Source organism: Aliivibrio sp. SR45-2 (genome assembly GCF_963890165.1).
Taxonomy (GTDB): domain Bacteria; phylum Pseudomonadota; class Gammaproteobacteria; order Enterobacterales; family Vibrionaceae; genus Aliivibrio; species Aliivibrio salmonicida.
Genome location: NZ_CAWPRC010000161.1, coordinates 174424 through 196141, shown reverse-complemented (window position 1 = coordinate 196141; position 21718 = coordinate 174424). Strand labels below are relative to the sequence as shown.

The 21718-nt window shown below is 39.5% G+C and carries 19 protein-coding genes; 16 read left to right on the top strand and 3 right to left on the bottom strand.

Annotation, left to right across the window (positions count from 1 at the left end; translation table 11 throughout):
* Positions 1-42 precede the first annotated feature (42 nt).
* From AACV33_RS13255 to purF, 9 genes are all read left to right on the top strand, one after another.
* Positions 43-1173, top strand: a complete 1131-nt coding sequence (locus tag AACV33_RS13255) for a 4-phosphoerythronate dehydrogenase (RefSeq protein WP_065611294.1) — start codon at positions 43-45, stop codon at positions 1171-1173.
* The gene (locus AACV33_RS13250) at positions 1173-2186 is read left to right on the top strand and encodes an aspartate-semialdehyde dehydrogenase (RefSeq protein ID WP_012549828.1); all 1014 of its coding nucleotides are present in this window, start codon (positions 1173-1175) and stop codon (positions 2184-2186) included. The genes AACV33_RS13255 and AACV33_RS13250 overlap by 1 nt, the downstream gene beginning before the upstream one ends.
* A gap of 206 nt (positions 2187-2392) precedes the next feature.
* Positions 2393-6367: a FimV/HubP family polar landmark protein gene (locus AACV33_RS13245; RefSeq protein ID WP_182699362.1), complete on the top strand. Its 3975-nt coding sequence runs from the start codon at positions 2393-2395 to the stop codon at positions 6365-6367.
* Positions 6368-6456: 89 nt separating this feature from the next.
* Positions 6457-7245: a tRNA pseudouridine(38-40) synthase TruA gene (gene truA / locus AACV33_RS13240; RefSeq protein WP_017022940.1), complete on the top strand. Its 789-nt coding sequence runs from the start codon at positions 6457-6459 to the stop codon at positions 7243-7245.
* Positions 7246-7425: 180 nt separating this feature from the next.
* A complete protein-coding gene (accD, locus tag AACV33_RS13235; RefSeq protein ID WP_012549831.1) occupies positions 7426-8316 on the top strand; it encodes an acetyl-CoA carboxylase, carboxyltransferase subunit beta in 891 nt (296 codons plus the stop codon).
* 98 nt (positions 8317-8414) lie between these two features.
* Entirely contained in the window at positions 8415-9695 is a 1281-nt protein-coding gene (gene folC / locus AACV33_RS13230; protein WP_023603577.1) for a bifunctional tetrahydrofolate synthase/dihydrofolate synthase, read from the top strand.
* Positions 9696-9704: 9 nt separating this feature from the next.
* Complete coding sequence (locus AACV33_RS13225; RefSeq protein ID WP_017022942.1) at positions 9705-10274, top strand: SPOR domain-containing protein; 570 nt, start codon at positions 9705-9707, stop codon at positions 10272-10274.
* Positions 10275-10335: 61 nt separating this feature from the next.
* Positions 10336-10827 carry a CvpA family protein gene (locus AACV33_RS13220; protein ID WP_012549834.1) on the top strand — a complete coding sequence of 164 codons (492 nt, stop codon included), beginning with the start codon at positions 10336-10338 and terminating at the stop codon, positions 10825-10827.
* A 34-nt stretch (positions 10828-10861) separates the two neighbouring features.
* Positions 10862-12376, top strand: coding sequence for an amidophosphoribosyltransferase (purF, locus tag AACV33_RS13215; RefSeq protein WP_017022943.1), 1515 nt, complete (start codon positions 10862-10864; stop codon positions 12374-12376).
* Between the two features lie 82 nt (positions 12377-12458).
* Here the strand turns inward: purF and AACV33_RS13210 are convergent, their stop codons facing one another.
* Complete coding sequence (locus tag AACV33_RS13210; RefSeq protein WP_012549836.1) at positions 12459-13334, bottom strand: LysR family transcriptional regulator; 876 nt, start codon at positions 13332-13334, stop codon at positions 12459-12461.
* Positions 13335-13572: 238 nt separating this feature from the next.
* Here AACV33_RS13210 and AACV33_RS13205 point away from each other — a divergent pair, with 238 nt between their 5' ends.
* The 6 genes from AACV33_RS13205 (at position 13573) to recR (ending at position 19118) form a co-directional block, all read left to right on the top strand.
* Positions 13573-14676, top strand: coding sequence for a response regulator (locus AACV33_RS13205; RefSeq protein ID WP_017022944.1), 1104 nt, complete (start codon positions 13573-13575; stop codon positions 14674-14676).
* A gap of 42 nt (positions 14677-14718) precedes the next feature.
* Positions 14719-15111, top strand: coding sequence for a YbaN family protein (locus AACV33_RS13200; protein WP_182699361.1), 393 nt, complete (start codon positions 14719-14721; stop codon positions 15109-15111).
* A gap of 84 nt (positions 15112-15195) precedes the next feature.
* A complete protein-coding gene (gene apt, locus AACV33_RS13195) occupies positions 15196-15741 on the top strand; it encodes an adenine phosphoribosyltransferase (protein WP_012549839.1) in 546 nt (181 codons plus the stop codon).
* A gap of 103 nt (positions 15742-15844) precedes the next feature.
* Positions 15845-17989, top strand: coding sequence for a DNA polymerase III subunit gamma/tau (gene dnaX, locus AACV33_RS13190; protein ID WP_182699360.1), 2145 nt, complete (start codon positions 15845-15847; stop codon positions 17987-17989).
* An 88-nt stretch (positions 17990-18077) separates the two neighbouring features.
* Positions 18078-18413 carry a YbaB/EbfC family nucleoid-associated protein gene (locus AACV33_RS13185; RefSeq protein WP_012549841.1) on the top strand — a complete coding sequence of 112 codons (336 nt, stop codon included), beginning with the start codon at positions 18078-18080 and terminating at the stop codon, positions 18411-18413.
* Positions 18414-18515: 102 nt separating this feature from the next.
* On the top strand, positions 18516-19118 hold the full coding sequence (gene recR / locus AACV33_RS13180) for a recombination mediator RecR (protein WP_012549842.1): 603 nt from the start codon (positions 18516-18518) through the stop codon (positions 19116-19118).
* On the opposite strand, the gene rrtA is transcribed toward recR, so the two are convergent.
* The gene (gene rrtA, locus AACV33_RS13175) at positions 19090-19650 is read right to left on the bottom strand and encodes a rhombosortase (protein WP_012549843.1); all 561 of its coding nucleotides are present in this window, start codon (positions 19648-19650) and stop codon (positions 19090-19092) included. The two genes, recR and rrtA, sit on opposite strands and share 29 nt — an antisense overlap.
* 14 nt (positions 19651-19664) lie before the next feature.
* Between rrtA and AACV33_RS13170 the strand changes: the two genes are divergently transcribed.
* Positions 19665-20291: a tRNA-uridine aminocarboxypropyltransferase gene (locus AACV33_RS13170; protein ID WP_017022947.1), complete on the top strand. Its 627-nt coding sequence runs from the start codon at positions 19665-19667 to the stop codon at positions 20289-20291.
* Positions 20292-20316: 25 nt separating this feature from the next.
* On the opposite strand, the gene AACV33_RS13165 is transcribed toward AACV33_RS13170, so the two are convergent.
* Positions 20317-21663 (bottom strand): anti-phage deoxyguanosine triphosphatase, encoded by a 1347-nt coding sequence (locus tag AACV33_RS13165; RefSeq protein WP_023603574.1) that lies wholly within the window; start codon positions 21661-21663, stop codon positions 20317-20319.
* Between the last annotated feature and the right edge of the window lie 55 nt (positions 21664-21718).

The window sequence follows — 21718 nt, the reverse complement described above, 5'->3', positions numbered from 1 at the left end:
GATACACTGAACCGATGAATCTAAAGGACAGATATTGAAAATATGAAAATATTGATTGATGAAAATATGCCTTATGCCGCAGAACTTTTTAGTGAACTCGGCGAAGTAATAGCTAAACCAGGAAGAACCTTGACGGCTGATGATTTAATTGACGTTGACGCGTTGATGATTCGTTCAGTCACTAAAGTGAATTCAGAATTATTGAGTAAAGCGAATAAACTTTCTTTTGTTGGTACTGCTACCGCTGGTATGGATCACGTTGACCAAGCTTTATTGAAAAATAAAGGTGTCTTTTTTACGGCGGCTCCAGGCTGTAATAAAGTAGGCGTTGCTGAATACGTATTAAGTTGTGTGATGGTATTAGCTCAGCAACATGGTTTTTCTATTTTTGATAAAACGTTCGGTATTATTGGTGCGGGCCAAGTGGGTTCATATTTAGCTCAATGTCTTGATGCGTTAAGTATTCCTTACCTATTGAATGATCCGATTAAAGAGCAAGAAGGGGACACTCGTTCTTTTGTTTCTTTAGATGAATTATTAGAAAAGTCAGACGTTATTAGTCTCCATACCCCGATTACACGTGATGGTGATTTCCCTACACATCATTTGATTGGTCAAGAGCGCTTATTAACATTGCGTCATGACCAAATATTGATCAATGCCGCTCGTGGTCCCGTGGTTGATAATGATGCGTTAAAAAATCGCCTATTAATCCAAGATGGTTTTAAAGCCGTATTGGATGTTTTTGAGTTTGAACCAGAGGTTGATATGGCGCTCTTGCCATTACTTTCTTTTGCAACGCCGCACATTGCAGGTTATGGCTTGGAAGGTAAAGCTCGAGGAACGACCATGATATTTAATTCGTTCTGTGAGTTCTTACAACGGGAAGAGCGTGCTGATCCTCAAAATCTATTGCCTGTCGCTCCAATCCCTAATGTGACACTAAATCAGCAGTGGGATCATTCAACACTGCACAATTTGATTCAGTTAGTCTATGATGTGCGAAAAGATGATGCGGTATTTAGAAAAGAAATCTCAACAATCGGTGCGTTTGATAATATGCGTAAAGATTATTGGGATAGAAGAGAATACAGTGCAATCACTATCACGGGTAATAAAGACTGTGGTCTTACCCCGTTACAACAACTTGGATTTACAATCGAGGAAGTCTAATGACTCAAGAATTTGATGTTGCCATTCTAGGCGCAACTGGTGCCGTTGGCGAAGCAATCATAAATGTATTACAAGAGCGCAAGTTTCCTGTACGTAATTTATATCTTCTAGCTTCAGAGCGCAGTGAAGGCAAAACAGTTCGTTTTAATGGTAAAACATTAACGGTTGAAAACGTAGAAGAGTTTGATTGGAGCCAAGTGCAATTAGGTTTATTTTCTGCTGGTAGCGAATTGTCTGCTAAGTGGGCGCCTATTGCGGCTGAATCTGGTGTTGTTGTTATCGATAACACATCACACTTCCGTTACGATCAGGACATCCCATTAGTGATCCCTGAAGTGAATCCAGAAGCATTAGCTGATTTCCGTAACCGTAACATTATCGCGAACCCTAATTGTTCAACGATTCAAATGTTAGTGGCATTAAAACCAATTCACGATGCTGTTGGTATTGATCGTATTAACGTATCTACGTATCAGTCAGTATCTGGTTCAGGTAAAGCGGGTATTGATGAGCTTGCAGGCCAAACTGCAAAACTACTCAATGGACTACCTGCAGAAAATAAAGCATACGATAAGCAAATTGCATTTAACTGTTTGCCTCATATTGATGAGTTTATGGATAATGGCTACACCAAAGAAGAAATGAAGATGGTGTGGGAAACGCAAAAAATATTTGCAGATGAGAGCATCACAGTGAATGCAACGTGTGTGCGTGTTCCTGTTTTTTATGGCCATGCTGAATCTGTTCATGTTGAAACTCGTGCTCCAATTGATGCAGAAGAAGCGACTCGCTTACTTGAAGAAACCGATGGTATTGAAGTATTCCATGGTAATGATTACCCAACGCAAGTAAGCGATGCAACGGGTAAAGATCATGTAATGGTTGCTCGTATTCGTGCTGACATTAGTCACCCTATGGGACTAAATATGTGGGTAGTTGCTGATAATGTACGTAAAGGTGCGGCAACAAATGCGGTTCAAATTGCAGAAGTATTAATTCGTGACTATTACTAATCGTCACCATTAATTTAATGATTAAAGAGTACCTTATTCATTGATTGATAAGTTTATTCTTTCTTTTAAAAAAAGCCTTAGTGGAAACTAAGGCTTTTTTCTTCCATAAACCACACAGTTTTTGCTTAAAAACTACAGTTTTCTGATTATTATCCGATATAGTTACACCGGTATTGTTTTTTTCATTTTATTAAGAGGCATCTCTAGTGTCTGACGCATCTAAAAAATTCTTTAAAACGCTAACACCTTTAGCGTTGTTCGTTGCATCTCAGTGTTCGGTTGCGAATGCTGCAAGTACAATTCAAATTGTTGGTCCTGATGGGAAAGATCAAACGATCAGTTCGCAAGTGGTTGCCCCTGCATCACCAACAAGAACCTCAACAGTTAAGGCTTCTTCTTCTGCGGTTAGCGCTCCGACGGCAACTAAAATTTATGGACCAACGGGTGAAAATGAAACCCTCTGGTCTATTGCAAGTCGTGTTAATCCATCAACGACGACATCGGTACAGCAAACCTTACTTGCTATTTATCGTCTAAACCCACAAGCCTTTGAAAATAACAATATTCATGGTTTAGAGCCAAAAAGCCGTTTACGTCTACCAACACTAGAACAAGTTCGTCGTGAAAATACGGATGATGCGAAGCAATTACTTGCCGCACATAAAAAGAAACAAACGGCACAGAAAAAAGCAGACACTCGATCGTCGGTAGCTCCTAAAGCATCCACAGAACCTAAAGTAGATGTAAAACCAAAACTAGAGAAACCAACGTTTACTGAGAAAAAAACCGCAGTAGAAAAAACAGTAGCGCCAGTAATGGCAGAAAAAACAACTGGCCTTGGTGAGTTAAAAACAGAACTTGCAACAACAGAGCAAGAGTTCTCAGCGTTACAAGAAAATAATCATCAATTACGTGTGCGATTAGCTGAAGTTCAAAATGAAGTTGATAATTTAAAAAATGAACTAGGCAATGAAGATCGTATTCGTAATGAAGTTGAGAAATTCATTACTGAGCAAAAACAACTTGCCGTTTCTGAGAAAAAAGCAGAACCAAGTTCAATGGATAAATTGGCATCAAGCCCTGGTTTGATCGCATTACTTGCGTTAATTCCTGGTGCGTTAATCGCAGGCCTCATTGCTTTCTTCTTATCACGTCGTAAGAAAGAAGAGGAAGAAGAAGCAGAAGAGAATACGCAAACCGATCTACCGTCAGCTCTGATTATGCCTGATGACCATTTCAATATGGATGATGATATTCCAGAGATCAGCTTAGATGATGACGATGATATCTTAGGCGATCTAGATAATGATGAGTTTTTATTCGGTGACGATACGAACACGGATTCTAACGATGATTTGTTCGCGGAGTTTGAAAATGAAAACACAGATTCTCTTGATGACCCGTTTGCATCGTTAGATGATGAAGACGATTTAGATTCATTATTATCAAAAGGAGATTCGGAGTTAAGTGATTTAGATGATCTTGATAGTTTAGATGATTTGGATGACGATCTTGATATGTCAGGCAGCGCATTAACTGTTGATGCAGAAGAAAAGGCGCTTGGCTTAGAAGAAATGGAAAAAGCCCTAAACGACTTTGATAGTGATTTATTCTCTGAAAGTGATCTAGAAGCGGAGGATGATGATTTTGACTTATCATTAATTGATGATTCTGATCTATCGGCTTTAGATAAAAAATCACCAGAACTTGAAGACAATGAAGATCTTGAAGGTGGTGAATTAGACCAATCGATGCTAGATGATCTTTTCTCATCAATGGATACTGAAGAAGATGAAGAATCTGTCTTAGACCAAGGTTGGGATTTGGATGAAAAAGAAGAAACTAAAATTGTTTCTGAACCAGAAAAAAGCGGTCTAGAAGAAGACGTAGATTTCGAATCATTATTAGGTGATATGGCTAATACTGAAGACGACAGTATTGATTTTAATCTTGATGACGACACGGAAGTATTGAATAACATACTTCCTGAACAAAATGAAAAATCGGATACAAGTTTAGAGCTTGAAGATGACAGCACGGCATTGCTAGATAAAATGCTCGCTGAATCAGATGACGACGATATTAACTTAGACATTGATGATGATAACACTTCGTTATTAGATGAAATGTTAGCTGAATCAAATGATGATGACGATGATTTAGAGCTTGATGATAATAGCACTGCATTATTAGATGAATTACTTGAAGAGTCAGATCACGATAGTACCGATCTTGATGATATTGAAATAGATGAAGACAGTACGGCGCTTTTAGATGAACTATTAGCTGACGACGAGGATGATTCTACGTTTGAATTAGATGAAAACAGTACCGCTTTATTAGATGAACTAATCGGTGATGATTCTGATGAGGAAGAAGCTCTGGGAAAGAGTGGCGATGATGCTGAAGAAGGTGTAACAGTATCAGAGACGCTTTCTGAAGAAACACCGAGAGATGAAGATTGGTTAGTTGAAAGTGATGATGAAGAGGATGATATTTCTTTATTTGAACCAGAAACCGCTCTTGAGACTGAAGCGTTTGATATCGATGAAGAATTACCGCTAGAATCTGAAATGCCAACAGATAACGAGCTTGAAGATGACGTTATTGAAACGTTGAATACGGATACAGAAGAGCGTAATGACGTTGAACTGGCAGAAGAGATCGGATCAGCTTCGCAAGAGAATGACGAACTTGACGCGTTTGATATTGATGACGAAGAGTTACCTCTAGAATCTGAAATGCCAACAGATAACGAGCTTGAAGATGACGTTATTGAAACGTTGAATACGGATACAGAAGAGCATAATGACGTTGAACTGGCAGAAGAGACAGAATCAGCTTCGCAAGAGAATGACGAACTTGACGCGTTTGATATTGATGAAGAAGAGTTATCTCTAGAATCTGAAATGCCAACAGATAACGAGCTTGAAGATGACGTTATTGAAACGTTGAATACGGATACAGAAGAGCATAATGACGTTGAACTGGCAGAAGAAACAGGATCAGCTTCGCAAGAGAATGACGAACTTGACGCGTTTGATATTGATGACGAAGAGTTACTTCTAGAGTCAGAAATTCCAACAGATAGCGAAGACCTAAACGAAAGTACTATTAGTGATCTTCTTTCTGAACAAGAAGAACAAGAATCATTATTTGATGAGATTAATGTTGATGATGAACTTCTTTTAGATAACGAAGAACGTCCACAAGAGCAAGAAGTATCTTCTCAATTAGAAGAAACAGAGACGGCTACTGAAGAAGATGAGACGTTATCGGAACTGGATGATTTATTGGCTGATTTTGATACTGATGTAGAGATAAGTGATGAGGAAGCTGGCATTGAAACGCCAGAAATCGAAGAGCTTGTTACTGATGAAGAATCAGAGATACCATTATCTGACATGATTTCTGAAGATGAGAACGAAGACGAAAGTGATTTTTCATTGGATGATTTTGTTGCATCAAACGCAACTGACTTTACTGATGATTCACGTGAGCATGATACTGAGTTATCTGAAGCGAATAATGAAGAAGATATACTTCCTTTAGTTGATGATATAGAGAAAGAAGATCATCAATTTGATGGTTTATCAATTGAAGATGCTTTAGCTGCACTTGAAGAAGAAGATGATCTTCAAGTGACTCCTTTAACGGATGAGACGGCGGCACCTTTTAATTTTTCATCGCAAGTATCTGATGAAGAAAAAGAAGCATTAACGCATGTTGATAGTGCCGGTTTAGATATTGATAGTATGTTAGAAGATGGAGGAAGCGACTGGAGTGGTTTCTCTCTTGATGACACATCGAATGTTGACGACGCATTAGAAGATGAAGATTGGTCAGAGCAACCAAATTTAGAAAATACGCCGAATAGGGCGGATCAATTCCTAAGCATTGATGCTTTGATCGCTGAAGCTGAAAGCGGTGAAAGAACAGACATTGATGATGAAGAGTTAAACCTTGATGTTGGTTTGGATGAATTCCCTGATGTTCTAGGAAATGTAGAAGCTCATGATGTCGATATAAATAGCGATGCTCATAGTAAGCTAGACTTAGCGAAAGCTTACATTGAAATGTCCGATGATAAAGGCGCACTTGAATTATTAGAAGAGGTATTACGTTGTGATGATCCTCTGCTTAAAGTGGAAGCTGAGAAGTTGATGAAGCAACTCGATTAACTTTTACATCAACAATCTTAAAAAGGCGGTGGCAGTGAGCTCCGCCTTTTTTTATAATGGCGTATAACTGAATAAAAAGAATTGAAATCATGCGAATAGCTTTATGTATTGAGTACGATGGTGCCAGTTACCACGGTTGGCAGTCCCAAAAAGACGTAACAAGTGTCCAAGAAGAATTGGAAAAAGCCTTAATGGTCGTTGCTAATGAACCGATTGAGGTTATGTGTGCAGGCCGAACGGATGCTGGCGTACATGGAACAGGTCAAGTAGTACATTTTGATACAAATAGCGTGCGTAAATTGCCAGTGTGGATGGTAGGAGTGAATGCTAACCTACCAAAAAATATTGCGGTTCGTTGGGTTAAAGAAGTAAACGAAGATTTTCATGCTCGTTTTACTGCTACCGCGCGACGTTATCGTTATATTATTTTTAATAATCGTCAACGCCCAGCCATTTTTAGTCATGGTGTTAGTCATTATCATGAAACACTTGATGCTGATTTAATGCATGAAGCTGGCCAATATCTACTGGGAGAGAATGATTTTACGTCTTTTAGAGCGGTTCGCTGTCAGTCACGTACCCCTTGGCGTAATTTAATACACTTAAAAGTAACGCGTCATGGCGATTTTATTGTTATTGATATTAAAGCGAATGCCTTTGTTCATCATATGGTCCGAAACATTACAGGTAGCCTAATCGAAGTGGGCAGAGGCAAGAAAAAACCTGAGTGGGTGCAGTGGTTACTAGAAGCGAAAGACCGCAAGCTAGCAGGAGCAACAGCAAAAGCTGAAGGATTATATCTTATTGATGTTGATTACCCTAAAGAGTGGGATTTGCCTAGAGTTCCGTTAGGGCCTTTATTTTTACCAGATAATTGATTCAATTAATGATAAAGATTAAACCTTAAAATAGTGTAAAAAGTAGATGTGGATTCAATATTGAAAATAGGTACAACCAGTTTTTTATCTACACTGGTCATTATTTATGGTTTAATCATCGTTAATTGAATTTATTTCTCTTGCGATGGTGCGAGAGATCACTAATAGAAAAGGTCGTCCATGAGTTGGCTTGAAAAGATTTTTAATACAAGCAATATTGTTAGTTCACGTAAAGCATCTATCCCTGAAGGGGTTTGGACGAAGTGTACGTCATGTGAACAAGTGCTTTATTCAGCAGAGCTAGAGCGTAATCTAGAAGTATGCCCAAAATGTGATCATCACATGCGTATGAAAGCTCGTAAGCGCCTAGAAACATTTTTAGATGCGGAAGGTCGTGTTGAGCTTGGTCAAGAATTTGAACCAAAAGATCTTTTAAAATTTAAAGATTCAAAACGCTATAAAGATCGTATTTCAGCAGCACAAAAATCAAGTAATGAAACCGATGCGCTTATCGTAATGCAAGGCACATTGTTAGAATTGCCTATCGTTGCTTGTGCATTTGAATTCTCCTTCATGGGCGGTTCTATGGGTTCAGTTGTTGGCGCTCGCTTTGTTAAAGCAGTTGATGCAGCGATTGAAAACAACTGTCCATTAGTGTGTTTCTCTGCAAGTGGTGGTGCTCGTATGCAAGAGGCGCTTATGTCTCTAATGCAAATGGCAAAAACAAGTGCAGCACTGGCTCGTTTATCTCGTAAAGGCCTACCATTCTTCTCTGTATTAACTGACCCTACAATGGGCGGTGTTTCTGCAAGTTTAGCAATGCTGGGTGATATTAATATCGGTGAACCTAAAGCATTAATTGGCTTTGCTGGTCGTCGTGTTATTGAGCAAACAGTACGTGAAGATTTACCTGAAGGTTTCCAACGCAGTGAATTTTTATTAGAGCACGGTGCTATCGATATGATTGTTGACCGTCGTGAAATGCGTCAACGTATTGGTGGTTTGATGGCTAAAATGACAAATCAAGCATCACCATTAGTTGTTCCTGTTGATGGTTCTGTAAAAAATTAAATCAAATGTAAATTGTCTTAGGGTGTTATTTCTTTCTTTAAATAAGTACCTTAAGTCAATATACTGTAACTACGTTCCGTCAGTGAAGTAGTTGAACAATGACAACATTTGATTCTCCGACAGCCACATCTGATTTATCGGTGTGGCTTCGTTATTTAGAAAGTATTCATACTAGTGCGATTGATTTAGGCCTTGACCGTGTTCAGCGTGTCGCACAGAGAGCAAAATTGACAAAACCTGCCCCTACAGTGATTACTGTTGCGGGAACCAATGGTAAAGGATCTACCTGTGCGTTAATGGAATCTATTTTACTCAATGCAGGTTACCGTGTTGGTGTTTATAGCTCCCCTCATCTTATTCGTTACAATGAACGTATTCGTATCAATGGTAACGATCTATCTGATTCGCTTATCTCTCAATCTTTTGCTGCCATTGAAGCGTGGCGTAAAGACACACCATTAAGCCTTTTTGAATTTGGTACCTTAGCTGCGTTATGGGCTTTTAAAGCGCATCAAGTGGATGTGCTATTGCTTGAAGTCGGTCTTGGTGGCCGTTTAGATGCAACTAATGTTGTTGATCATGATGTGTCTATTATCACAAGTTTAGCGGTTGATCATGTTGATTGGCTTGGTGATGATATTAATGTGATTGGGTTTGAAAAAGCGGGGATATTCCGTTCAGACAAACCCGCAATATGTGGTCAACCTAATCCACCATCGAGCGTTGCTGCCCATGCGGATGATATTAATGCAGATTTGCATCAAGTAGGGTATCAATTTACTTATAAGGTAAATGAAGACAATAAAACATGGTCTTGGCAGAGTGGGGCATTTGACTTAACGGGTCTTCCTCTACCTAAATTACCGCTTGCTAATGCGGCAACGGCAATTATGGCGCTTGGCTGTGCTGATTTAGAATTAACGGATGTTAATATTGTCGAAGGGTTGAAAGCCGCACATTTACCGGGTCGTATGCAAATACTAACCCGTGGTGAAGAGATCATTGAGCCACTTATTCTTTTAGATGTCGCACATAATCCACATTCTGCTCATTATCTAGTACAACAAGTAAGACTGCGTTACCCAAATAAGAAAATTCATGCAGTAGTTGGTATGCTACATGATAAAGACATTGAATCGACAGTGAATGAGTTCACGGGCGTTGTTGATGTTTGGTATCCTGCTTCTCTTTCTGGGCCCCGTGCCGCGAAAGCAAGTGAACTTGTTGCATTTATAGAGCAAGAAACAACAGAATACAGTTCACCAGTTGAGGCATTTAAAGTTGCACTTCAACACGCTGGTGATGATGAATTAATTTTAGTTTTTGGTTCTTTCCATACGGTTGGTGAAGTATGGAATTACTGGAAACAAGGATCGTGAGGTACATGAGTGTCTAGTCCATTTCAACGACGTTTAGTTGGCACCATTATTTTGGTTGCTATTGGAGTTATTGTATTACCCGACTTATTTGATGGTAAGAAAAAATCGTATCAAGAAGAGTTTGCGAGTATTCCGATTAAACCTGAATTGTCTAAAGATGTAGAGCAATTCGCAATACAAGAACCGATTGATTTTGATGCAGAACTTCCAGGAGAACCTGTTGAAGTGACTGTTGGTAGTTCGCCGACAGAACCTGAGAAAGAAGTCCTAACCATTGTTACAAAACCCGCGTCGATTGAGGCAGAAAAAACACCTAAAATTGATTATGCTAAAAGTGCATGGATTATCCAACTCGGTGTTTTCAGAAATGCGGATAACGCAAAAAACTTGGCTTTGAAGTTAAGAAAACAAGGTTTCCAAGCGCATACTTTTCCTAAAAACCCTAAAGAAGGCGATTTAGTTAGAGTGGCAGTAGGCCCTGATGTGTCAAAACCCGATCTAGAGAAACAGCTACCTAAACTAAAAGAAATTACGGGACTAAATGGTCAATTGCTTAAATTTGCACCACTAAACCCATAAGAAAACGTTTGCGTAGCGGATTTTTCTGTTAAAATGCGCAGCAAGAGAGAAAATATATATTATGATTTGGATCGATTTTGTCATTTTAGGCGTGATTAGCCTATCTGCTTTTATCAGTTTGATTAGAGGTTTTGTAAAAGAAGCCTTGTCATTGGTTATTTGGTTTGGTGCTTTCTTTGTTGCGAGCAACTTTTATCCAAAACTGGCGGCATATTTTACAAATATCCATGATGAAATGGTCAGAAACGGCAGTGCAATAGCTGCCTTATTTGTGGCCACCTTGATTGTCGGTGCTGTGGTTAACTATGTGGTTGCCCAGTTGGTACAGAAAACAGGGCTGTCTGGAACAGATCGAGTGTTAGGTGTCGTTTTCGGTGGATTAAGAGGGGTGCTAATTATAGCGGCTGTTCTGTTTTTTATTGATGCCTTTACCTCATTGTCAGATTCGGAGTGGTGGAAGCAATCTCAATTGATACCGCAATTCTCGGTAGTAATTGAATGGTTCTTTGATTACTTAAAAGATACATCAAGTTTTCTTCCTGGCGCTAAATAGCGCCAGTTTTTTATCAAATAAAGGACTCTAGGACATGTGCGGTATTGTTGGAATCGTAGGCGCAACACCTGTAAACCAGTCAATCTATGACGCTTTGACTGTGTTACAACATCGTGGCCAAGACGCTGCTGGTATTATTACCGTAGAAAGCAATCGTTTCCGTCTAAGAAAGGCGAACGGTTTGGTTAAAGATGTATTTGAAGCAAAACACATGCAACGCCTAAAAGGTAACGTTGGTATCGGCCATGTTCGTTATCCTACTGCAGGCAGTTCTAGTGCTTCTGAAGCTCAACCTTTCTATGTTAACTCACCATTTGGGATCACATTGGCGCACAATGGTAATCTAACCAATGCGAATGAAATCCGTGAGACCTTATTTGAACAAGAACGTCGTCATGTTAATACAACGTCAGATTCAGAAGTATTATTAAATATTTTTGCTCATCATCTTGATTCAACCACTCATTACCCTCTTACAGCTGATGACATTTTTAAAACCGTCGCTAACGTGCATGAGCAAATTCGTGGTGCGTATGCGGTAACTGCAATGATCATCGGGCATGGTATGGTTGCATTCCGTGATCCAAATGGCATTCGTCCTTTGTGTTTAGGGAAGCGTGACGTTGAAGGTCGTACCGAGTACATGGTTGCGTCTGAATCTGTTGCTTTGGATGCGGTTGGTTTTGATTTTGTTCGTGATGTCGCTCCTGGCGAAGCCATTTATGCGCCATTTGAAGGCGGATTGTATACACAACAATGTGCGCACGATCCAAAGTTAAATCCATGCATTTTCGAGTTTGTGTATTTTGCTCGTCCAGATTCTTTTATTGATAAAATTTCGGTCTATAGTGCACGTCTTGAAATGGGCAAACGCTTAGGTGATAAAATTAAACGTGAGTGGGATGATCTCGACATTGATGTGGTTATTCCGATCCCTGAAACATCGTGTGATATTGCACTAGAAATCGCTCAAATTATTAATAAACCATACCGCCAGGGGTTTGTGAAAAACCGTTATGTTGGTCGTACGTTTATTATGCCAGGGCAGCAAGAACGTAAAAAATCAGTACGTCGAAAATTGAATGCAATCCGTTCTGAATTTAAAGATAAAAATGTACTGCTAGTTGACGATTCAATTGTTCGTGGCACAACATCAGAACAAATTATCCAAATGGCTCGTGATTCGGGTGCTAAAAATGTTTACATGGTGTCAGCAGCACCTGAGATTCGTTTCCCTAACGTATACGGTATTGATATGCCGAGTGCAAACGAGTTGATTGCTCATGGTCGTGAAGTCGATGAAATTTGCCAGAAAATTGGTGCAGATGCATTAATTTTCCAAGATTTATCTGATTTAGTTGATGCGGTTGGCTGTGGTAACCGAGAAGTTGAACAATTTGAAACATCGGTATTTAATGCACACTATGTTACCGGTGATGTAGATCAAAACTACCTAGAGTACCTCGAAAGTTTACGTGGGGATGATGCTAAGCAAGAAAGCGAAGCTCAAGATGTGGCAAGTTTAGATATTTACAATGAAGGCGTTTAAATTCGTTTAGAAATGAACGTATTTTAATTATGTTACGCCTATAAAGTTAAAAAAGCCTGTGATGTATTCACAGGCTTTTTTGTTATTTTGGAATATGATTACTAACAAAATCAATAAATAATCGTACTTTTTCAGGCTGATGATCTTTGTAGTTATAGATCATGTAAATGTCTCTAGGGTTGGCTGACCAATCTTTTAATACGCGAACTAATGAACCGTCTTCAAGGTACTTACTGATCATAATATCAGGCATTAACGTAATGCCTAAGCCATCAGAACAAGCCATGCGAATAACATTAAGCTCACTGGCTTCAAAACGACCCGCATCAGTAATCGTTACTGATTCACCCTCAATGTTAGTTAAGCGCCAGCGCATTAATGGATGGCCTTTCAATAAGCTGTGGTCATGTAATTCTTGAGCATGAGTCGGTTCAGAACGTTGCTCTAAGTAAATAGGGCTAGCGACTAAAATATCTTCTAATGAACCAATTTGGCGAGCAATAAGAGATGAGTCACGTTGTTTTCCAACTCTGAAAATAATGTCCCAATCCGTTGGGTCTAGCTGCTCAGGTTGGTTGCTCATGGTTAGGTTGATATTAATATTAGGATAAATCAGCATAAATTGATTTAAAATAGGCTGTATCATGCGTTTTGTTAAATTAGAGGGAGCCGCAATATTAAGTTTCCCAGCGGCACCACGACATTCTTCACTCAAATATTCACTGATATTAACTAAGTTAGACAGAATTGGAGAACATTCGTCATAAAATTTTTGACCAGATTCGGTGAGAGACAGTTTTCTTGCATGGCGGTTGAGAAGGCGAATATCTAAGGAATCTTCTAAGGCTTGAATGCGACGAGTAATTGTTGCAACAGGGATTAGAGTCTTTCTTGATGCTGCAGTATAGCTGCCATTATCCACTACTTGTCGAAACAAATTTAAATCATCTAACTTCATGATATTGAGATTCTCTCTGGTTTAGCGAATGTAGAATTGTAACTAAAACACTAAAGTAGGTGTTGTTATAAGTCAACTAAAGTGGAAATCTATCAGTAAAAGTCAGGTAATGATAATTTTGCGAGTAATATTGGTTAATTTATTTGTGCTCATTGAGATATCGAACTAAATTCATAAGATGAACAATAAAAAGGCGTCTTAACATTATTCGCTAATAAAACGTGCAGAGGGTAGTCGTATGTCGATAGAGCAAATAAAAGAAAAAACAAAAGAAGACAATACACCAGTCGAAGACTTATTGGTGAACAAAGACGTGTTAATTGTAGACGATGATCCCATATTCCGCTCTATGGTCAAAGCAGTTTTAGAATCTTACTCATGTAATGTTAAAGAGGCGAATAACGGTCTTGAAGGATTACAAATGCTACAGCATTCTTTGCCTGATGTTTTGTTGTGTGATTTATCTATGCCGATCTTGAATGGCCTTGAATTTGTAGAAGAGGTAGTGTTGGAGTACCCAATGCTGCCAATCATTGTCATTTCGGGTACGGGAGACATGCAAGATGTAGCTAAGGTTTTAAGACTGGGAGCAAAAGATTTCTTGGTTAAACCAATCAGCAATGTATCCCTGTTAGTTAAATCATTAGTGTCGGCTTTAAAATTGAGTGAAGAAAGCAGTTTAAGAATGCAGGACTTTTCAAGTCAATGGTTCCGAACGTCTGATCTTGATAAAAGTTGCACTGAAGAATTGCATTGGCACTTAGAGCATTTGCAAAATGAACCGAACATTGGCCGAGAATTGTTATTTGAACTATTACCTGAGAGTGATGCTCAGCACGGCGAGTGGAAATTAGCGTATCGCTTATTGCAATCAACAGATGGTATGCCACTTATTTTTGATTATGAATGGTTATTGGATGGCCGTTTGTTTTTCTATCTTGTTGATTCTCAATCTGGTGGCGAGAATAGCGTCGTTTCTTGTTTACTTATACGAGCATTTTTTAATGATTTTATCCGAGATCAACATATTTCTCTGGACGTTATTTCTAAAATGGTCGAATCAATAGAGAAAGGGATGGGAACGATGGAAGAGAGCGAATCTATCTCTGCTCTTTTTGGTTATGTTGATTTTGCAGAGCAGGCGTTGTTTATTTTGTCAGCGGGTTTAGGGGCCGTATGGGAAAGCACACATTCACGTCATGTACTCCAGATCGGTGAACTCTTAACGTCTGAAAGATCCAATAATAAAGTGCAGCGCTTCCCAATTGCTAAAGCCAATAATAGCCTGTCTTTAAATTGCGTGGGTTGCAGTAGTTTTAAAATGGAATTGAATTCGTTTTAAAGGTTGATTCGTTTTTTTAAATAGAGCGATAATGGCAGTTAGTTGTATTTAAATTGTAGAGATACTTTGCTTAAATTTTCTCATAAAATCTTGTGGTTTTTCTTTGGTGGATTCTTTTTATTGTTAGGCATTATCGGTATTGTTTTGCCTTTATTGCCGACAACGCCTTTTGTTCTTCTGGCTAGTGCTTGTTTTATGCGGGCTTCTCCAAAAATCCATTTGTGGTTAATTTCACATCGCTATTTAGGCCCCCCAATTGTTGAATGGCAAAGTAAAAAAACGATTAGCAAAAAGATTAAGAAGAAAGCCGTTATTATGATCGTTGGCAGCTTTGTTCTTTCTATCTGTATAGCTCCAATAATCTGGGTTAAAGGGATTATTGCTGTGATCGGAATAGCACTCTTAATTTGGTTTTCAAAAATACCGTCGTCCTAACTTGCTCATAGTGAAGAAAGTGAATACCATTAGTCGGTTAATTTTTTAAGATACCGGCTATCGGTACAATTAGGTCTTTAAACCATGTCTACAGAAACATTAGAACTTATCAAAAATAGCATTAAATCTGTTCCTGATTATCCAAAAGCAGGCATCATGTTCCGTGATGTTACAAGCTTGATGGAAGATCCAAAAGCTTACCAAGCAACGATTCAGTTATTGGTTGAAAAGTACAAGCAAGGTGGTTTTACCAAGATCGTTGGAACTGAAGCTCGTGGTTTCTTATTTGGTGCTCCTTTGGCACTAGAATTAGGTGTTGGTTTTGTCCCAGTTCGTAAACCGGGTAAATTGCCACGTCCAACGATTGCACAAACGTATGATCTTGAATACGGAACAGATACGTTAGAAATTCACACAGACGCAATTGTTGAAGGTGACAAGGTTCTTGTTGTTGATGATTTACTTGCAACTGGCGGAACCATCGAAGCAACAGTGAAACTTATTCGCCAACTTGGTGGTGATGTTCAGCACGCTGCATTTGTTATCAACCTTCCAGAAATTGGTGGTGAAACGCGTTTAGAAGGCTTAGGTCTAAACGTGTACAGTATTTGTGAGTTTCCTGGTCACTAATTCTTCATATACACAATAAATGTAATGAGATCTCTCTATCAATGAAGATCTCATTTTTTTGCTGTGCTACGATTTAGATCTATTTTATTTTGGGCTGTATTCTATGAGCTATCAAGTTCTGGCACGTAAATGGCGACCACATCATTTTAAAGATGTTGTTGGTCAATCCCATGTGCTTACGGCGTTGGAAAACGCGCTTGACCATAATCGACTTCATCACGCTTACTTATTTAGTGGCACTCGCGGTGTGGGTAAAACTACTATTGCTCGTTTGTTCGCTAAAGGACTAAACTGTGAAGAGGGGATTACATCAACACCTTGTGGCGTGTGTTCTACCTGTAAAGAAATTGATGAAGGACGATTTGTCGATTTACTTGAGATTGATGCCGCTTCTAGAACCAAAGTAGAAGATACTCGTGATCTATTAGATAACGTTCAATATAAACCTGCGCGTGGTCGTTTTAAGGTTTACTTGATCGATGAAGTTCACATGCTATCGCGACACAGTTTCAATGCATTATTAAAAACATTGGAAGAGCCGCCAGAATACGTCAAATTCATATTAGCCACGACCGATCCACAAAAGCTGCCTGTGACGATTTTATCTCGTTGCTTACAGTTTCATCTGAAACACATCAGTGTTGATCAAATTCATGCGCAATTAGATCTCGTTTTAGACAAAGAAGAAGTGTCTAAAGATGGAAGAGCGTTAGGGCTGATAGCTCATGCTGCAGATGGCAGTATGCGTGATGCATTAAGTTTGACCGATCAAGCTATTGCGTTAGGTAATGGTAATGTAACTGCTGATATTGTGTCTATGATGTTGGGTACGTTAGATACCGATCAAGCGATTCGTATTCTAGAAGCGATCAGCACAAAAAACATGCAAACGCTGATGAGCTGTATCAATGATTTAGCAGATATTGGTGTCGAGTGGGATGGGTTAGCAAAAGAAATTGCGGCACAACTGCATAAATTGGCGATGTACCAAGCGTTACCTGCAACGTTAGATAAAATTCAACCGGATGCTGAGAGAATTGAATTATTGAGTGGTCAGTTATCACCACAAGAAGTTCAATTGTTCTACCAAATTGCATTACAAAGCCGTAATGATTTACCTTTAGCCCCAACCGAAAAAACGGGCGTAGAGATGATGTTATTGCGTATGGTCGCATTTCGTCCTGTGCATGCTCAAGCAATAGAGGCATTACCGATTGCCGTGCCTAGTATGGAACCTGCTGCCGTAAATGTTGCACCTCAACAACCTGCGCCAGCCTCTAGAGTTCAGCAAGTTATTGCATCAGCTCCAAATGCTGAAGTGCCTGTTGCTCCTAAGCCAATGCAACCGCAAGCAGTATCTCAAACGGTGTATTCTCCGGTTTCTAATTCGCAACAATCTAGTTCAGCACCGTTAGATTCTACAGAGGCTCAACCGCCAGTATATGATGCACCACCATTGGGGGAATCATCACAATCTGATTCCGCACCAGTGCAAAATATACCAGAAGAGCCTATAGCAGCCCCAAGAAGTGGGTTATTAGGTGTGCGTAATCAATTACGTAGTGCAAAAAATAATTTATCAAATACAACCACCGGTACTAGCCCAAAAAAGGGTAGTGCGGCATCCGATAAGAAAAAAACGAGCTCAGTGTTAGAACGTATTGCTGAAAAGCAACATCTCGCTCCTCGTACTCAGGTGTCGCAACTTGGAACGTCTGTTTCTCAAGAGAAAAAGCCAGAAGAACCATACCGTTGGAAAGCCAGTCAGCCTGAAGTGAAAAAAGTAGTGAGTGATATTACTCCTACGAAATTAAAGCAGGCACTTGAACATGAAAAAACACCTGAGATGGTTCAAGAACTTGTTGATGAAACAATAAAGCAAGATACGTGGTCTGCATTAGCGATGTCATTAGCGTTGCCTAAATTGGTACAACAACTTGTATTGAATTCTTCTTTTGAAGAACATGACGATCAGGTTTCATTGCATTTACGTTCTGCACAATCACATTTAATTAATGACAAGGCGCATGAATTGGTTAGCCAAGCGTTGAGCTCTGCTCTAAACAAAGAGATTAAATTAAATATTGAGATTAGTGCAGAAGGTACAAGTCCGTTAGAGTTACGTGAGCAAATGTATCAAACTAAATTACAGACGGCATACCAGAGCTTGCAACAAGATCCTCATGTTAATTTCTTTATGCAGCGTTACGGTGCAGAAATAGATCAAGAAAGCGTGAGACCAATTTAAAGAAAGATAAGGTAAGAATGGGTTGAAATTCTACATATCATCCCCATTTTTGTAGTATTAAAGATATAAACACTAAGAGAGAATGAATATGTTCGGTGGAAAAGGCGGCATGGGCAACTTAATGAAGCAAGCCCAGCAAATGCAAGATCGCATGCAGAAAATGCAAGAAGAAATTGGAAACATGGAAATCACTGGTGAATCTGGTGCTGGCCTTGTTAAAGTAACAATCACTGGTTCTCACAGTGTTCGTCGTGTTGAAATTGATCCAAGCTTAATGGAAGAAGACGAAAAAGAAATGCTAGAAGATTTGATCGCAGCAGCGTTCAATGATGCATCTCGTCGTATTGAAGAAACACAAAAAGAAAGAATGGCGGGTGTAACTGGTGGAATGCAAATGCCACCAGGATTTAAAATGCCATTCTAATTTATCTTAATTGATAAAAACTAAGATGAATAACGCATTATTTATCTTAGGGTAATTAGGCGGCTCATAGCTGCCTTTTTCTATTTAGGAATATAAGAAATTATGCGAACCAGTGGTTTATTAGAACAATTAATGGAATCGTTACGATGCCTTCCCGGTGTTGGACCAAAATCAGCCCAACGAATGGCATTTCATCTTCTACAGCGTAATCGACAAGGTGGTATGCAATTAGCCGATGCACTTTCTCGTGCCATGTCTGAAATTGGGCATTGTTCAGAGTGTCGAACGTTTACCGAAGAAGACACGTGTGCAATTTGTCTTAATCCTAAGCGTCAAATGAACGGTGAGCTGTGTATTGTTGAAAGCCCTGCCGATATCGTTGCAGTGGAAGCCACGGGACAATTCTCAGGTCGCTATTTTGTATTGATGGGGCATTTATCCCCATTAGACGGTATTGGCCCAAGTGATATTGGACTGGATTTACTTGACCACCGCTTAGGGCGTGGGGACATAAAAGAAGTCATTCTTGCCACAAACCCAACGGTGGAAGGTGAAGCTACGGCGCACTATATTGCGGAGATATGCCAAGAGCATCACGTGTCTGCAAGTCGTATTGCTCACGGTGTGCCAATGGGAGGTGAGTTAGAGTTAGTTGACGGTACTACGTTGTCTCATTCTATTTTGGGTCGTCAGAAGCTTTATTAGCCACTAAAAAGACACACAATTGGAGCATTCCACCACTGAGTGCTCCAAATAAATGAGCGTCTGTTGCGACACTGGCGTTAATTAGGGAAATCGTGGATGCGCTTGCTCCAAATAGTTGCTCCCAACCTATTTTAGCGAGAACGCCCAGTAAGAGAAGCCAACCAGTATAACGTTTGTGCTTAATGTCTTCGATGGCAGCCCAAACAAAGAGCCCATGTAATACGCCAGATAAACCTACGTAGCGTTCAATTGGTGAGAGAAGTAAAAGTGAACCAACCATAACACTGAGGGCAAGCAATAATCCCCACAGTTTCTTTGTATTTAGATAATCTTTAAAGATGACGCTAAAAATACACAGTGCGGCACTGTTCATCAATAAATGGGGGAGGTTAGTGTGTGTAAAGTTACCTGTAACAAGCCGCCAAAGCTCACCATTGATGATTAAACTCTTATCCCATACAAGATAACCAGAAATTACGTTTAGTTGAGCTAGAGCAAGCACAGCTAAAATAGGTAATAGTAATTTAATCAAACAAAAGGTCCTCTGTGATTCGATTTTGCCTGCAATGCTTAAAAACAAAAAAAGCCTGTATTTGTGAGTGGATAACACCAATCACAACGGATGTTGAATTAATCATACTACAGCATCCAACAGAAGCTAAGCGCCCATTAGGTACCGCGAAAATATTGTCGTTAAGTCTGGCAAATTGTCGTACGTTTATTGGTGAAAACTTTACCGAGCATAACGAGTTAAATCAATTGTTAGCACAAGATGACTATCTTCATCAGGTGCTCTTTCTCGATAATGAAAGTAAGGCAATTAACGGACAAAAGATAGATTCAGATCAGAAACAACGGATTATCTTATTGGATGGTACGTGGAAAAAAGCGTATAAAATGTGGCAATTATCGACCAATTTACATGGACTTCCAAAAGTTCATTTGGATACCGAGTTATCAGGTAATTATCGAGTGCGTAAGGCACCTAAAGATAATGCGTTATCAACCGCGGAAGCGGGATACCATGTTTTGAGTCAATTGGATTTAGACGGTTCGATTGTGGAAGATGGAGATAAGTTCGATTCAATTTTGATTGCGTTCGATAACATGATCGAATTTCATATTAGTCAAATGCCTGAAGGCGTTTACCAAAAGAACTACCGTTCAGAGTAGTTCTTTTGGTGGTATCAACAGATCGTTAAATTGGCACAAAGAGTTGATTATATAAACGCTGCGCATAACCGTCAGTCATACCAGCGATATAGTCGGCAATGATCCGGTGGTGGTTTGTGCCACTTTCTTTTGCTTCACGCCATTCTCTTTTATCATTTTCGGGTAATAGACGCTCTGGATCTGAATTCAGTGCGTCAAAAATTTCCATTACAATTTGTTGGCCTTTATATTCAATACGTTGCATTTCAGAATTATGAATTACGTATTGACCGACAAATTTCTTAAGAATGTCTAGAGCGTAGCTCATTGATGGGCTTAGATAAGCATTCCATTTTAGTAATTCTGATTCGAATGATTGCTCTTCTTCAAAGGTGCTTTTTTGGATGGTAATGGACGTTAATAACGCATTAACCATGCCGCCGATACCGTCTTTACGCTGATATTGCAGGCCTGAAAACAGCTTATCTCCAATGTTATTTATATGCGCTTCAAACCACTCATCCCCACATTCAGCAAGTTTGCTTGCGACTGATTCTTGCCATTGGTTACGAGTCACTATACCCATGACTATCGCGTCTTCAAGATCATGAATGCCATAAGCTATGTCATCGGCTAGTTCCATGATTGAGCAATCAATGGATTTGAAACGGGTTTTTTTATGTACTTTGTCATTTTCTTTTTGAAAGCGAAAAGTAGAGAATAACGCTTTATCGGCTTCAGATAATGGGGCGGTTATCCAATGTAGAATGCTCTCATCATCACGATAAATTCCTTTAGGCGGATGCCATTCAATGGATTTTAAGTGACGTAAGTTAGTCACATCATCCGGTCTGTATTTAGAATGAACTTGGTCAAGAAAAGCAGGGTATTTTAATACACCCATTAATGTTCTTCTTGCTAGGTTCATTCCGAAATGTTCGGTATAAGGTTCTAATTTACTCAAAATACGCAGAGTTTGTCCGTTGCCTTCAAAGCCGCCATGATTACGCATCATGTAATTTAGCGCGATTTCCCCACCGTGGCCAAAAGGCGGATGACCAATATCATGAGCGAGACAAATACTCTCCATCAAACTGGTTGAGGTTAATAAATGACGAAACTCTGGTTGCCTCAATTTCAATTGAGCCACAATACCGGTCCCAATTTGAGAGACTTCTAAAGAATGAGTAAGGCGAGTGCGATAAAAGTCATTTGCGCTGCCGGGGCCATGGACTTGAGTTTTTGCTTGCAGGCGACGAAAGGCAGCCGAGTGGAGAATACGAGCGCGATCTCGTTGAAAAACGCTGCGTTGATCATTACGACGTAACTTTTGTTCGTTACTGATGCGGTCTTCCCAATGGGGAGAAAGGGTAATATCTATCGTTTTATTCATTATTATTGTTCTCGAATTAATTATTACCCTGTGATCATTACAGACTTGGCATAAA

Excerpts from the sequence above, each read along its gene's own strand:
- AACV33_RS13255 (WP_065611294.1), top strand. The coding sequence starts at position 43 with ATGAAAATATTGATTGATGAAAATATGCCTTATGCCGCAGAACTTTTT.
- AACV33_RS13250 (WP_012549828.1), top strand. The coding sequence starts at position 1,173 with ATGACTCAAGAATTTGATGTTGCCATTCTAGGCGCAACTGGTGCCGTT.
- truA (WP_017022940.1), top strand. The coding sequence starts at position 6,457 with ATGCGAATAGCTTTATGTATTGAGTACGATGGTGCCAGTTACCACGGT.
- accD (WP_012549831.1), top strand. The coding sequence starts at position 7,426 with ATGAGTTGGCTTGAAAAGATTTTTAATACAAGCAATATTGTTAGTTCA.
- folC (WP_023603577.1), top strand. The coding sequence starts at position 8,415 with ATGACAACATTTGATTCTCCGACAGCCACATCTGATTTATCGGTGTGG.
- AACV33_RS13220 (WP_012549834.1), top strand. The coding sequence starts at position 10,336 with ATGATTTGGATCGATTTTGTCATTTTAGGCGTGATTAGCCTATCTGCT.
- purF (WP_017022943.1), top strand. The coding sequence starts at position 10,862 with ATGTGCGGTATTGTTGGAATCGTAGGCGCAACACCTGTAAACCAGTCA.
- AACV33_RS13210 (WP_012549836.1), bottom strand. The coding sequence starts at position 13,334 with ATGAAGTTAGATGATTTAAATTTGTTTCGACAAGTAGTGGATAATGGC.
- AACV33_RS13205 (WP_017022944.1), top strand. The coding sequence starts at position 13,573 with ATGTCGATAGAGCAAATAAAAGAAAAAACAAAAGAAGACAATACACCA.
- apt (WP_012549839.1), top strand. The coding sequence starts at position 15,196 with ATGTCTACAGAAACATTAGAACTTATCAAAAATAGCATTAAATCTGTT.
- dnaX (WP_182699360.1), top strand. The coding sequence starts at position 15,845 with ATGAGCTATCAAGTTCTGGCACGTAAATGGCGACCACATCATTTTAAA.
- AACV33_RS13185 (WP_012549841.1), top strand. The coding sequence starts at position 18,078 with ATGTTCGGTGGAAAAGGCGGCATGGGCAACTTAATGAAGCAAGCCCAG.
- recR (WP_012549842.1), top strand. The coding sequence starts at position 18,516 with ATGCGAACCAGTGGTTTATTAGAACAATTAATGGAATCGTTACGATGC.
- AACV33_RS13165 (WP_023603574.1), bottom strand. The coding sequence starts at position 21,663 with ATGAATAAAACGATAGATATTACCCTTTCTCCCCATTGGGAAGACCGC.